Raw genomic sequence first — 13,745 nt, 5'->3', positions numbered from 1 at the left:
CATCAATTTATTTAAAAACAGAAAAACATGAAATCACAAAAGGTATGGTTCATCACTGGCGCTTCCAAGGGGCTAGGTCTCAGTCTCGTTAAAGAATTGCTCGCCCAAGGTTATCTTGTGGTTGCCACATCACGAACAAAACAGGCCCTAGAAGATGAAATGGGTGATCAGGAAAATTTTCTGCCGCTTGAAGTAGACATTACCGATGACAAAGACGTTGCCCGGGCAGTACTATCGGCCATTGATTATTTTGGACGAATTGATGTACTGGTCAACAATGCCGGATATGGCCAAATTGGAACCCTAGAGGAGCTCAGTGACCTGGAAGCACGTCGCAACTTTGAAGTGAATGTCTTTGGATCACTTAATGCCATCCGGCATATCGCCCCCCATATGCGACGCCAACAATCGGGACATATTTTCAATATAGCATCTATCGGCGGACTCGCAGGAAATTACCCAGCTTTTGGTGTTTATTGCTCCACCAAATTTGCTGTCGCAGGCTTTACTGAAGCCCTCGCTGTCGAAATGGAGCCTTTTGGTGTACACACGACCTTGGTGTATCCCGGCTATTTCAGAACTGATTTTTTATCTGAAGGATCCTTACATACCGCAGCCAATCCGATCGCAGCTTATGTAACTGCCCGAGAAAACGAAGCCACCCATCTGCATCAGATCCACGGGAATCAGGCAAACGATCCCCAAAAAGCAGCAACCCTATTAATCGAGCTTAGCACGCTGGAGCAGCCTCCAGTCCATTTTTTAATGGGCGAAGATGCGTATGAACTGGCCAAAAATAAGATCAACATGCTTAGGGCAGAAATCGAAAAATGGAAAAGTTATACCGTGTCAACAGGTTTCGAGCATTCCGTATAACAGCTTAGTTCAGCATAAGGTGCTTCCAAGGATATTTCACAATAATCAAATTAGAAATTCAGTAAATTTACAACATGGAGAATACATTTCGCTTTCAATCCCTTTCGGAATTCCACAGCTTTTGCGGACTACCTAAACCCGAACATCCATTGATCAGCCTGGTTGATTATAGTCAAGTACATTACCCTGTGAATGATCGCAAATTGAATTGGATACAACATTTTTATTCGATCGGTTTAAAGCGAAATGTAAATGCCAGGTTCAATTATGGACAGCAGCACTACGACTTCGACTCGGGCATACTCACCTTTGTCTCACCCTTACAATTTCTAAAAGTGGAGATCAATCAGGAAGTACAGGCGCAACCCAGCGGCTGGATCCTGTTGATCCATCCTGATTTTCTTTGGAACAGCGAACTGGCAAAACATATTCACTCCTACGATTTTTTCCAATATCAGGTCAATGAAGCCCTTTTTCTTTCAGACAAAGAAGAAGCCATCATTGTCGATATTCTGCAGAATATCGAAAAAGAGTACCAGTCTAATATCGATAAATTTAGTCGTGAACTCATTCTCAAACAGATTGAACGCTTGCTGATTTACGCCGAACGATTTTACGAGCGTCAATTTATCACTCGCAAACGATCGACCCAAGAGCTGGTCACCAAGTTTGAGCAAATACTGTCAACACAGTTTCAGCAACACATACTTGTGGAGCATGGCGTACCAACCGTCAGCTTTTTGGCGCAGCAGCTCAATTTATCACCAAACTATCTGGGCAGTTTGCTGCGTATCTACACACAACAAAACACCCAGCAGCATATTCAGCATAAAATGATCGAGTATGCCAAATTAAGATTAAGTACAAGTTCCCTCTCCATCAGTGAAATCGCCTATGAACTGGGGTTCGAATATCCACAGTCGTTCAGTAAGATCTTCAAAAAGAATACCCAACAAAGCCCCGTGGAATTTAGGCAACTGTTTCAGTAGGTTAATCATTTTTATTCCGCGTAATATCCCGCTACGCCAATGCCAATCGTCCAAAAGAACTTTGACTTTTTAAGGTCCTCCAACAGCATATCCGCATTGTCTTCGTATTCGCCATCGGCTTTGATTTCCTCAATCTCCTCCTGAACATCCTCTTCAGTAATCTGTCTCCAGACACCAACAGAGCTATTTAAAAATGTATAGCAATATCCCGCTTCGGCATCATCAACCTCACCCGCGTTTTTATCACTCAGGATACTTACAAGCTCGGTCGCTTCGACCTGAAACGGATTAACACCATAGATACTGATTTCAGTTTTTTCTGGATAGGGTCCATTGATGCTTTCTATAAATTCCAATGTTCCCTGATCATTAAAATCAAGTCTCAATTCGAGTTCATCATAATAATATTGGTCGTCCAGTGCATCTGAAGGAGCACCAAGTACACTTTGAACTTCAGCACTGCCCGCACCGAGATTAACCTGACCAATACCTTCAATTTGAATCCCAACACGTGGGACTAGTTCAATCTTTTTCATCCGTATTCAGTAAATTATAAAAAGGATACCTGCATAAATAACACTTGAACATCTGCTATCGTTTTATCCAATAATGAACATAGCTACAGCTTTATGCTGACATAAATTTACACTAATTCCCATTAAATAATTATTAACATTTTTAACTTTTCTTACGATCCTTAGTGCACATGATAATTCGCATACTCAGGCAATTATGACTAACTTTAGGAATGCATCAAAAATCGACCATTATGCAACAGACGCTAACGACATTAGACAGTTATATCCAAAATCTAAGACCTGAACTGTATACCGATCTACAATCCCCGTTATCGGCAGAAGAGTTTAGGGCCCTTGAACAGAAATATGATATTGAAATACCTCATGATCTTAAAGCACTCTATCGCTGGAAAAATGGGCAGCGCAATACAAGTTATGAAGCCTTTGTTAACAATTCGACTTTCATCCCACTAGAAGAGGCGCTGGATACAGCGCAGGAATTGACAAATATGATTGGTATGGACTTTGAAATCGAAAACTGGTGGAATGAACGTTGGATCCCTATATTCCACAACGGCGGTGGAAGTTATATCTGCTATGATCTAGGTGGCATCTTTACCGGACAGGCAGGTCAATTGATTGAATACTGGAATAAAGACAATGACCGGAATGTTATTGCACCTAACCTCGAAGGTTTTTTAGGGCTACTTAACGACTATTATGCCCATACGCCTAAAGAAAAATTCGATGATTTTTTTAGCCTAGATACCACAGGCGAATATCCCAAACGGTTTAAGGTGGACTAACAGAAACTCATCGCCCTCATTTTTTTCTCTCGATGAATTTTTAAATTTATTATACCTTTTCCCGCTGTTTCTCTTTGGAACCACAGGATAAAAACAGAGTCAACATACAATAAAGAGTAACAAAAATTAAATAAATCCTTAGCTTCATCATACTATTGGTCTTTACACTAAACCGAAGAAAACAATAAATGCTGATTTCAAATGACAGCATCAACAAGATGCCAACCATAATGGAGATGCAAAATTTCATCCAGTTCCACACATTAATAAGTTAAAATCAAAAGATATACTGTTTTTATAGAAGGTAAAATAGGAATTTAAACGAATAGATAATAACTTTGGACAGATAACACACCGTCCGTTATACGAATCAGGCCTTCATGAAATCGAAAAAAGTAAATACTTGCGACCACTCCTGCCTTATGTGCCGTTATGTCCTACAAGACTGGCTTGGACAAATCGACCTGCACCGAACAAATATCAGATTGAAAAAAGGCGAGCAGTTTATTACCGAAGGGCAATCGGTTCGGGGTATTTATTTTGTCCAGTCTGGACTTGTCAAAGTTCACCGCAATCTTGGGGATAAGGAAACCATTGTTCGTTTTGCAAAAAAGGGAGATATCGTAGGCCATCGCGGTATCAGTACTGAACAAACCGTCTATCCCATTTCGGCAACTACCTTGGATGTCACGCAGCTCTGCTTCGTGGAACTGCCATTTTTTCTGTCCACGCTACGCATAAATCCCGAATTGAGCTATCGGCTGATGTTATTTTTTGCCGACGAACTACATCTTTCTGAGCAAAAAATGACCAACCTGACACAGCTTCCTGTTAAAAACCGGCTTGCTTGGAGCTTATTGTTACTCTACCGTATTTTTGGCGAGGAAAACATAGACGGATATATCGGTCTCACCTTGAGTAAAAAAGATCTTTCATCCTATGTAGGTACTACTTACGAGACCGTCTACCGCATGCTAGGTGAACTTATCGATCTAGAGGCGATAGCGATGGACAAAAAAAATATCTTTATTAAAAACTTCCAGCTTTTGCATGATCTTTCGGAAGAAAATATGGGGAGTGAAACAGTCTAAGACGGCTAACGACTCCCCAATCCATATACTTCCCTAAAAATACATCACACTAAAATTTATAGCCTAAACCGATCCCCAAACGCCACTTGCCATCAGCAGTACCCGTTTTCGCCGCGTAAAATGCGGGCAGCTGAATAGCAATATGCCGGAATACGGCCGTCAGACCAAAGCCTAGAGACGGGGTGACCCAGGAATTCTTTGGCTTCCCTGTTTCAACCTTATCTTCTTTAAGTTTTAAACTCGGCAATAAACCCAACAACAGGCAACTTTTCGGGCTGAATATATATTTCACCGCTGGTCCAGTACAATTGATATAAGCACCATGATCAGCATATCCTGCCACGGCAATTCCCTCAAATAAACTCCCTTTGACTGTTTTTTCCTGACTGTAAGACTCCATGCTAATAGCTAGCAATAGAAATAACATGAATAATTGTTTTATCTGATGCATAAAAATCTAGTTTTGTGAAGTCGACACTTTTTCTTTTTGATGATAGGTATAATAGATAGCCATCCCTGTAAACAGCAATCCGCCGACAATATTTCCAGCTGTTACAATCAGCTGATTGCACAGCCACCAGTCGGAGATAGTCACTTTTGCACCGAACATCATCCCGGCAGGAATCACAAACATATTAACCACTGCGTGCTCATAGCCTAATGCAAAGAATATAAAGATCGGAATACCTGCAGCCAGTATTTTGCCAAGAGTAGACTTAGAAGTCATGGACATCACCACCCCCATACAGACCATCCAATTACACAAAATAGCTTTAACAAAGGCCGAAAACAAGCCTGCTGCACCATGGGCGCTGTATCCAAGCGTTTTCTTTTCGCTGATCAGGATCAGGCTCTGTTCGATGTTTCCGAGCTGGCTCGAATGTCCAGTTTCTGTACTAGCTGCCCAAAATAAAATCGCAAACAGGACACTCCCAAGTAAGTTGCCTAGAAAAACCCAGAATAAATTATTGGCCATAGCCTTAAAATTGATTTTACCTTCAAACCAGGCTAAAGGCACGAGAGAGAAGCTGCCTGTCACCAATTCCAAACCGAGGATGACGATAATAACAAACCCTACAGGAAAAACGAATGCACCGACTAATCCCAATCCAGTCTGCGAAGTGGCCAAAAGTGCGAGTGTAACAGAAATTGCCAATAAGGCACCTGACAATGCTCCCCGTATCAGTAGATCTTTGACAGGAAGCGAAGATTTGTAGATAGCGGTGTTCATCATGGCACCAGCTACCTCTTTAGGGCTAATATAATCCATTGTATTTTTGTTTTAAAAGGTTTTAGATTCAATTATTTTATTTCTCCTAAGCAGTCATCCCAATAAAAACACTTCCGTTTTCCACCTTCACAGGATAAGTCTTAATGGCACATTCATCACCCGAAAGACATTCACCTGTATCCAACGCAAAGGTTTTCTTATGGAACGGACAGGCGACTTTAGGCGTTTCACCCAAAGAGCCCAGCATGCCGCGGCTTAAAATCATCTGCCGTTTGTGCGGACATTCATTTTGTGTGGCATACCACTCATTGCGGCGGGCGAAATAAAACAGCGCCACCTGTTCGTTATTCAATTTAAGACAGACTCCACCATTTTCAATAGCATCTTCTATCCGACAAGCCTTCAGCCATTTCATGTCAATTTGCGTATTCATATGATTTCGATTAAAAGGTTTAGCGATTTTATATTTATTATATTTAATAAGTACTGACGTTCCAATCAGCAGCTTTTTTCTGTCCGCGAAAACTGTCAAAGCGAACAGTTTCATCCTTCTCTTCGGGTGCATTTACAAAGTGAACAAAGCGTTTGCGAATTTCCGGATTCTCTACGGCTACCTTCCATTCACAGCGATAACTATCGACAAGCAGCTGCATATCCTGCTCCCAGGCCTCCCCCATACCCAGGCCATCCTCTACCACGACATTCCTTAAATAATCTATTCCACCTTCCATTTTATTAAGCCAGGTAGCAGTCCGGGTCAGCGGATCGGCAGTGCGAATATAAAACATCAGGAAACGGTCAATGTAACGGATACAGGTTTCACTATCGATATCCGATGCAAGCAGCAAAGCATGCTGCGGCTTACTTCCGCCATTACCGCACACATAGAGGTTCCAGCCTTTTTCCGTCGCAATAATTCCAAAATCCTTACTCTGCGCCTCGGCACATTCGCGGATACAACCACTAACAGCCGACTTTATCTTATGTGGAGCACGAAGACCACGGTAACGTTCCTCTATCCGTATCGCAAAAGAAACACTATCGTGCAGCCCAAACCGACACCAGGTACTGCCCACACAGCTTTTGACAGTCCGTAGTGCCTTGCCATAAGCATGTCCGCTTTCAAAGCCGGCAGCAATAAGTTCTTCCCAGATAAACGGCAGATCATTGAGATGTGCACCAAATAGGTCAATGCGCTGTCCGCCCGTAATTTTTGTGTATAGGCTGTACTTCTTAGCGACTTCCCCGATAACAATCAGTTTATCTGGGGTAATTTCACCTCCCGGAATGCGCGGAACAACTGAATAGGTCCCGCCCTTCTGTATATTGGCCAAATAACGGTCATTACTATCCTGAGCCACATCATTACCCTTGCCAAGAATCATCTCGTTCCAAAGGCTCGCTAGCAAGGAAGACACCAACGGTTTACAGACTTCGCAGCCATGTCCGCGGCCTAGCGCATCCAATACATGATCGTAACTTTTCAGCTCATGGATCTTGATCAGGTCATATAGTTCCTGGCGGCTCAGATCGAAATGTTCACAGATGGTACTCCGTATATATTTTCCTTGCTGTTTCATCGTATAATTGACCAGGTCCTTGACCATCGGCACGCAGCCGCCACATCCCGATCCAGCCTTGGTACATTTCTTTACCGCATCTGCATTTTCACAATGACCAGTTATCACAGCATCACAGATCTGTGCTTTAGTGACACCTTCGCAACTGCAAATCAATGCCGCATCAGGAAGAGCCTCCAGACCAGCAGAAGCCGACTTACTTTCGCTCTGCTGGCCAAAAAGAAGGAGTTCAGGGTGTTCCGCCAACGGCAGGCTATTATTGACCATCTGAAGCAACATGTTGTAACTTGCCGCTTCCCCGACAAGTATCCCACCCAGCAGACGCGTTCCATCTTTACTTACGTTCAATCGTTTATAAATACCTTTATTACGATCCTCCAATAAGATCGTGCGTGCATAAGGCTCGCTGATAAAAGCGTCTCCAAAACTAGCCACATCAACTCCCATCAGTTTCAGTTTGGTGCTCATGTCAAATCCCTTAAAGGATTTCTCTTCCCCCACAATATGAGATGCCGCAATTTCAGCCATTTCATAGCCCGGTGCTACCAGACCATAGATCATATCATTCACTAAGGCACACTCACCGATAGCATAAACTACAGGATCAGAAGTCTGCATCTGCGCATTAACCAATATTCCGCCCCTTTCACCAACATCCAGTCCAATTTTCTTGGCCAGCTCATCACGGGGACGTATACCTGCTGAAATCACCAATAAATCCGTCTCTATCGACGAACCATCCTGAAAAGCAATCCCCGTCAGGCGATCATCCCCCAGCAATTGGCTTGTCGACTTTTGCAATAAACAGGTCAAGCCTAGTTCTGACAACTTTTGTTGCAACAACATACTGGCGCTATCATCAATCTGACGCGGCATCAGGCGTTGGGCAAATTCGATCACGGCAGTCTCTTCCAGACCAAGATCCACCATTGCTTTCGCAGCTTCGAGTCCCAAAAGTCCACCGCCCATTACTGTACCACGCTTCGCTTTTGCCGCATAAGCTTTGATCAGATCCAGATCTTCGATGGTACGATATAGAAATACCCCTTCCTTTTCAATGCCCGGAATCGGTGGAACAAAAGGAGCAGAACCAGTCGCAAAAACCAGATAGTCATAATTGACTGTGATACCTTTTTGAGATTCCACTTCTTTTTTTAATCGATTTACAGCAACAATTGGATCATCTAAATGAATTTTTACATTATTTTCCAAATACCACTCATTTTTTAACAAGAAAAGCTCGTCAATAGACGAAATTTTGAAGTAATCTGTCAAATGAACACGATCATAAGCTCGTATCGGCTCTTCTGAAAACACAATTATTTCCAGATCGTTTATTTTCTGCTTTAATTTTTCACAAAACTTATTACCGACCATACCATTACCAACAATAACAACCTTTTTTCTTTCCATAACTGCTATTTTTTATGATAAAAATTCAATTTAATATTTTAACAACACTAATTTATGCAATAAAAAATTAAAAAATCAAAATAAATATGATTTTAGTAATATTTTTTCAATAAAAAACTATAAATAATTGTAGTTTTTATGATTTATATCAGATTTTTTAATAGATTTACATATAATTCAACAACAAAAACAACAATAACATGGAAAAATTAAGCACAACATCGTTATTTATTGTAGGATCTGGCCCTGGAGACCCCGAATTACTCACCCTGAAAGCTTATAAAGCAATAGAAAATGCACAAGTGATCTTATATGACAACTTAATTAATAAAGAAATCCTTCAAATAGCAGATAAAAACTGTTTAAAACACTATGTCGGCAAGCATCCTTACGGAAAATACGTGCCCCAGGAAGAAATCAATAGGCTCATCCTTCACTATTGCGAAAGATACGAAAGAGTGGTACGGCTTAAAGGTGGCGATCCCTATCTTTTTGGGCGCGGCTTTGAAGAATGGCTTACCGTACAAAACAGATCAATTAACATGACCTACATTCCGGGCATCAGCAGCATGCAAGGCGCCGGCCTCAATGATATTCCGCTGACACATCGTGGTGTAAGTGAAGGCGTATGGGCATTAACAGGTATGAAAAAGGACGGATCCCTATCTGCCGATCTGGCCCTGGCAGTTCAGAGCAGATCTACTGTAGTCATCTATATGGGAATGCGTAAGCTCGATGAAATAGCACGCACTTATGTTTTGCACAGCAAAGGAGAAACAGCCGCAGCAATTATACAACATGCGAGTTTGCCGCAACAAAGACAGGTGCGTTGCAAAGTCAAAGATCTCGTCAGAATAAGCAAGGAGCATCAGATAGGGCATCCTGCTATCATTATCATCGGCGACGTAGTGGATCTGCAGCAAACATTGACAGTTGCTGCCGAACAGCGGCGCATTATTTAGGATCGATTATAGCGTTACTTGAAATATAAGTAAAGCCTATTATTATCCACTTTATTGCCGGACTAAAACAGACAAAGGTCATCAATACCTGCGAAGACTTTAATATTATTATTATTTGGAAGCTTTATATCATCTACCAAATCTCGTCAGATTTGTCGCTGTCAATTGGCTAGACAATCTGCAGGTCCATATTTCTAAAGAGATTCAATTCGGAATCATTTGAGTCCAGGTCGGTGATCAATGCCGTGAGCGAATCTATTGGACACACCCTAAACAGTTCACCTTGATATAGCTTATTCTGGCTGGCTAAGGCTATTGTTTTCTTTGCACATTGAACCATCATCTTTTTGGTTTCGCCATCTGCAGCTGACGCCGCCGAAACACCGAGCTCAGGATCTACAGCACAAGTTCCCATGATAAAGATATCGGCATTATACTTAGCAACTTCCATACAGGTTGTGATGCCTGAAGTTACAGCCAGATCGGGTTCAAAATGACCACCCAAAAAAATAAGTTCTACATTTTTGAACTTCTCGAGCAGTGGCACGATGGAAAAATTATTTGTAACCATCCGAATCCGGATATCCAATGGCATAGCATTCACTACGGCCCGCGTCGTGGTGCCACCATCCACAAAAAGAGTCATGCCATCTTTCAGAAACGGCTGTACTTTTAATGCGATAATATCTTTTTCTTTGGTCAGAAACGATTGCCTATCCTGGAAAGTCAGTGGATCTTTTTCTCGCAGTATAGCACCACCTCTGGTCTTGGAAAGCAAGCCGTTCCGATAGAGAAGGTCTATATCGCGGCGGATGGTATCTTCCGATACCGCCAACAACACCGCCAGCTCTTCAAATTTCACCTTCCTCCGGGCCGCTAATTCGCGGAGGATTATCTCAAAACGTTCTTCTTTTAACATGCTATTACTTCCTGATTTTATAGATAAGAGCTACCACTAGAAAAAGCAAAGCTATTGTTTCGAAAGCAATGATCAAAGAAAAATGCTGCGCAATAGCCCCCAAAAGCGCGGGGCCCGCCAGCTGACCGGCATAACCCATTGTTGAAATAACCGGAATGGCTACCGTCGGCGAAAGTCCTTCAATCCGTCCCCCCTCGCTAAAAAATACAGGGACAATATTGGCGGCTCCCAGTCCCAAAAGGACAAATCCAATGAGCGTTAGCGATAACCAAGGACTACACACGACGATCAAAATGCCCAACGAAGCCAACAAGCTACCACCTATCACCACAACCTTACTATTCAGTTTACTTACTAATCGGTCTCCCTGCAATCTCATGACCGCCATCGCAACGGAGAATGCCGCATATCCAATTCCCGTAAACTCAGGAGATACTCCTTTGTGATCCCGCAAGAAAATAGCACTCCAGTCCAACATCGCTCCCTCAGACAAAAAGGCAATGAAACACATCAGCCCAAGTATCAGCACACTCCACCTAAACCATTGAAATCCCTTTTTTGAAACCTGAGTTTCATCAATAGGAGAAAACTGGACAATGATTTCTTTTTCCCTTTGATAGCTCAGCAACTTTCGATATTGTAAGATCAGTAGCAGTATTAATAGAATAGCTATGGTAACTGCTGCATAAATAGGAATTAACCCCATCTTTATCAAAAAGCCCAAGCCGATCGATCCAAATAGCCCCCCTACACTGAACAGTCCATGTAAAGATGACATTATCGGTTTACCCATTGCATTTTGTACCTGCACACCATGTGCGTTCATGGCCACATCTATACTACCTATACTACAGCCAAATATAAAAAGGACACAGGCCATCAAGTAGCTATTGGTTACCATCAACAGTACAGGGAGCACTACGGCAGCTATCAAACCTGAAATCAAAATCACTTGTCTGCTCCCAACTTTCCCGATGAAAAACCCGGAAAGCGGCATCGTTAATAGTGCACCACCACCCAAGCACAGCAGTAAAAGCCCCAGTTCTCCGTCATTCAGACCAAGACGATCCTTGGCAAAAGGTACCATCGGTGCCCAGCTTGATAACGCGAGGCCACATACCAAAAACATGACCTGTGTCGCTACCTTAGCCTTTAATATCGATTCGTTCAACATATCTGATAATTTTTATATTGCAACATTATGCAAATTTGCATAATATTGCAATATAATTAAACAAAAAGATTTGACATGCGAATAGAACACCTCGCCCTATGGGTCGATGATCTTGAGAAAACACGTGCTTTTTATGCCAAATACTTTGGTACTGTAAGCGGAGAAAAGTACCATAACCCGAAGAAGGGGTTTTCATCCTACTTCCTTAAATTCCGCGAATCCGGCGCACGTTTGGAGATTATGAATCGTATTGATATTACTACTGCCGCGGCTGATAGGAGCCTGAACAAAGGCTATACCCATCAGGCCATTAGCGTCGGTGGAAAGGATGCTGTCGATAATCTGACCGAGCAATTACGGTCGGATGGTTATATCGTCGAAAGCGAGCCGCGTACTACGGGGGATGGTTATTATGAAAGTGTCGTGCTTGATCCGGAGGGAAATCCGATAGAAATTGTAGCTTAAATAGTTCAAAAAAGTAAAGCATCCCGGACACTATCAGGATGCTTTACCTTATTCTGCATGAAAAGTAAGCCTAAAAGGCTCTAATAAGGGCTTCCATTAGGATTTTCTTATGACAGGATCGATCCAGTAATAGTCATGGTTGGTATGAGCGAAAAACTCCATCGGCGTAACATGGCAATCAATGGTATCACTGAGCCCGTCGTCGGTATAAGTGACCACATCTTCGGATGGCATCACCATCCCGCTCATAATGGCTCCATAGTCCAAGCAGTGAAGATCAGATATCAGTACATTAACTGTGTGGGCCAGCGTCCATTTTTCCATTTCTTCCTTGCTAACACGTTTCACACGCTCTGCCAAAAACCGGGCTTCCTCCAGCTCTTTTTCGACACTGTCCGGAAAAAAAAGCAACAGGAAGGCTTCATACTTACCAAATTCTTTATTTCGGATTGCTTCATTTCGCAGAAACAGCTTCTCGCCCATCTGTCCGTACTGATCGGCATATTTTTTCAGCTCCATTTCTGCAAGTTCCCTATCCGACCATTCCTCCAATTCAGAAAGCGCATATACATCGGTACCATGGCCGTCACACTGATTGAGATACGCCCATACATCGCCCTGTACAACTTTGGGCTTCCTGTGCTCCAGCACATTGTAACCTTGCGCTACCCATGCTTCTATTTGTTCCCTTCTCATCTTAAGCTGTTTTTTAAAATAAACAACAGCGCAGCTGCAATGGTTTTCTTTTTCTATTTCAGATTTCGGGCTTTCAACTCCGCATCTAGTGCTTTCTCATTTTTTCCAAAATATTTAAAGAACAAAATGGCCAATATCAATGGGAAAATTGTAGGCCAGGTTAAACCGGCTACGAATATACTATAGGCAGCGATCCCCAAACAAAAGCCAATAATTGATGCATTGATTATTTTCGTGGGTTTAGCTTTCTTTTTGAGAACCAACAACTCTTCATTGCTCAGTTCATTTAATTTCTTTTCTTCCATCTGGTCTGTACTTTTATAGGTTAGTTATTTTATATGTTTGATGCGAATATAATTATTTAAATGAGCAATAAAAAAACATAAAAGGTTGGAAATTAGCAAAAGAATAGCGCAAAAAAATAAAAAAGGTCGGATGAAAATGGAACACCCGACCTTTTAACTAAGTTACTCCTTACATGGATACCTATAGGACAACAGCCGCAGACATATGGTTTGTTTTTTACAATTTTGTATCAACTTCTGTTCAACCAGTCTTCACCCAATCAGCTCTTGCATGTACTTTTCAAAGCCCATGCAACCAATATAGGCTGAAAAAATAAACGGGCAAGCCGCTTTCCATCCGTATCCAATCCAAAGCCGTCGCGATGGTCTTTATATTGAGCAATATTTCCGGGAAACACAGCTGCAAAAAACGCTGCTGCGATTTTTCCAACGTTCGATCGCTGTTTAGCAGGTGCGAAAATCAGTGTAGCACCCAAAGCAATTTCCGCAATACCGGAATATACAACAGTATCATCTTTGGAGATCGGAACCCAGTCCGGCACCTGAGCCTGAAATTCCTTGCGGGCGAAGGACAGATGTCCAATACCGGCTACCACCAAAAAGGTACCTAGACCAACTCGTGCAATCTTCTGCATAGGTGAATTATTCATAATCTTTTACTTAGAGGACATCATTCCACTCGAAATAGTTTGTCCAACGTATGCTGCTCCCCTAAAACTA

General features: G+C 42.2%; 16 protein-coding genes. 6 read left to right on the top strand and 10 right to left on the bottom strand.

Translation table 11 applies throughout. From position 1 onward, the window contains the following. Positions 1 to 27 precede the first annotated feature (27 nt). Both B4N43_RS01565 and B4N43_RS01560 read left to right on the top strand, forming a co-directional pair. On the top strand, positions 28 to 876 hold the full coding sequence (locus B4N43_RS01565) for an SDR family NAD(P)-dependent oxidoreductase (protein WP_286732431.1): 849 nt from the start codon (positions 28 to 30) through the stop codon (positions 874 to 876). A 74-nt stretch (positions 877 to 950) separates the two neighbouring features. Continuing rightward, the gene (locus B4N43_RS01560) at positions 951 to 1,865 is read left to right on the top strand and encodes a helix-turn-helix domain-containing protein (protein ID WP_286732429.1); all 915 of its coding nucleotides are present in this window, start codon (positions 951 to 953) and stop codon (positions 1,863 to 1,865) included. 11 nt (positions 1,866 to 1,876) lie between these two features. On the opposite strand, the gene B4N43_RS01555 is transcribed toward B4N43_RS01560, so the two are convergent. Beyond that, positions 1,877 to 2,401, bottom strand: a complete 525-nt coding sequence (locus B4N43_RS01555; RefSeq protein ID WP_286732427.1) for a hypothetical protein — start codon at positions 2,399 to 2,401, stop codon at positions 1,877 to 1,879. Positions 2,402 to 2,634: 233 nt separating this feature from the next. Here B4N43_RS01555 and B4N43_RS01550 point away from each other — a divergent pair, with 233 nt between their 5' ends. Further along, positions 2,635 to 3,189: an SMI1/KNR4 family protein gene (locus B4N43_RS01550; RefSeq protein ID WP_286732425.1), complete on the top strand. Its 555-nt coding sequence runs from the start codon at positions 2,635 to 2,637 to the stop codon at positions 3,187 to 3,189. 380 nt (positions 3,190 to 3,569) lie between these two features. Then, on the top strand, positions 3,570 to 4,280 hold the full coding sequence (locus B4N43_RS01545) for a Crp/Fnr family transcriptional regulator (protein ID WP_286732424.1): 711 nt from the start codon (positions 3,570 to 3,572) through the stop codon (positions 4,278 to 4,280). Positions 4,281 to 4,329: 49 nt separating this feature from the next. On the opposite strand, the gene B4N43_RS01540 is transcribed toward B4N43_RS01545, so the two are convergent. Genes B4N43_RS01540 through nirB form a run of 4 tightly spaced genes read right to left on the bottom strand, consistent with a single transcriptional unit; the run spans position 4,330 to position 8,504 of the window. Next, positions 4,330 to 4,731 carry a hypothetical protein gene (locus B4N43_RS01540; RefSeq protein ID WP_286732422.1) on the bottom strand — a complete coding sequence of 134 codons (402 nt, stop codon included), beginning with the start codon at positions 4,729 to 4,731 and terminating at the stop codon, positions 4,330 to 4,332. Between the two features lie 6 nt (positions 4,732 to 4,737). After that, on the bottom strand, positions 4,738 to 5,550 hold the full coding sequence (locus B4N43_RS01535; RefSeq protein ID WP_075991570.1) for a formate/nitrite transporter family protein: 813 nt from the start codon (positions 5,548 to 5,550) through the stop codon (positions 4,738 to 4,740). Between the two features lie 46 nt (positions 5,551 to 5,596). Then, positions 5,597 to 5,944, bottom strand: coding sequence for a nitrite reductase small subunit NirD (gene nirD, locus B4N43_RS01530; protein ID WP_070567492.1), 348 nt, complete (start codon positions 5,942 to 5,944; stop codon positions 5,597 to 5,599). Between the two features lie 43 nt (positions 5,945 to 5,987). Next, positions 5,988 to 8,504 carry a nitrite reductase large subunit NirB gene (gene nirB / locus B4N43_RS01525; protein ID WP_088160604.1) on the bottom strand — a complete coding sequence of 839 codons (2,517 nt, stop codon included), beginning with the start codon at positions 8,502 to 8,504 and terminating at the stop codon, positions 5,988 to 5,990. Between the two features lie 200 nt (positions 8,505 to 8,704). Here nirB and cobA point away from each other — a divergent pair, with 200 nt between their 5' ends. After that, positions 8,705 to 9,466 carry a uroporphyrinogen-III C-methyltransferase gene (gene cobA / locus B4N43_RS01520; protein WP_070567494.1) on the top strand — a complete coding sequence of 254 codons (762 nt, stop codon included), beginning with the start codon at positions 8,705 to 8,707 and terminating at the stop codon, positions 9,464 to 9,466. A gap of 169 nt (positions 9,467 to 9,635) precedes the next feature. Here the strand turns inward: cobA and B4N43_RS01515 are convergent, their stop codons facing one another. Further along, on the bottom strand, positions 9,636 to 10,385 hold the full coding sequence (locus B4N43_RS01515; RefSeq protein ID WP_286732420.1) for a DeoR/GlpR family DNA-binding transcription regulator: 750 nt from the start codon (positions 10,383 to 10,385) through the stop codon (positions 9,636 to 9,638). 4 nt (positions 10,386 to 10,389) lie between these two features. Further along, complete coding sequence (locus tag B4N43_RS01510; protein ID WP_286732418.1) at positions 10,390 to 11,559, bottom strand: MFS transporter; 1,170 nt, start codon at positions 11,557 to 11,559, stop codon at positions 10,390 to 10,392. A 75-nt stretch (positions 11,560 to 11,634) separates the two neighbouring features. Here B4N43_RS01510 and B4N43_RS01505 point away from each other — a divergent pair, with 75 nt between their 5' ends. Beyond that, positions 11,635 to 12,024, top strand: coding sequence for a VOC family protein (locus tag B4N43_RS01505; RefSeq protein ID WP_286732416.1), 390 nt, complete (start codon positions 11,635 to 11,637; stop codon positions 12,022 to 12,024). Between the two features lie 96 nt (positions 12,025 to 12,120). On the opposite strand, the gene B4N43_RS01500 is transcribed toward B4N43_RS01505, so the two are convergent. The 3 genes from B4N43_RS01500 to B4N43_RS01490 all read right to left on the bottom strand — a co-directional run bounded on the left by B4N43_RS01500 (position 12,121) and on the right by B4N43_RS01490 (position 13,675). Beyond that, on the bottom strand, positions 12,121 to 12,675 hold the full coding sequence (locus tag B4N43_RS01500) for a hypothetical protein (protein ID WP_286732414.1): 555 nt from the start codon (positions 12,673 to 12,675) through the stop codon (positions 12,121 to 12,123). 98 nt (positions 12,676 to 12,773) lie between these two features. Beyond that, complete coding sequence (locus B4N43_RS01495) at positions 12,774 to 13,025, bottom strand: FUSC family protein (RefSeq protein ID WP_153846684.1); 252 nt, start codon at positions 13,023 to 13,025, stop codon at positions 12,774 to 12,776. 260 nt (positions 13,026 to 13,285) lie between these two features. Continuing rightward, the gene (locus B4N43_RS01490) at positions 13,286 to 13,675 is read right to left on the bottom strand and encodes a DoxX family protein (RefSeq protein ID WP_153846683.1); all 390 of its coding nucleotides are present in this window, start codon (positions 13,673 to 13,675) and stop codon (positions 13,286 to 13,288) included. Positions 13,676 to 13,745 lie beyond the last annotated feature (70 nt).

It is taken from the genome of Sphingobacterium sp. UBA1897 (assembly GCF_002337775.1).
Classification (GTDB): Bacteria; Bacteroidota; Bacteroidia; order Sphingobacteriales; family Sphingobacteriaceae; genus Sphingobacterium; species Sphingobacterium siyangense.
Note: the sequence above shows the minus strand (reverse complement) of the source record. Positions and strands in the feature narration are given on the sequence as shown.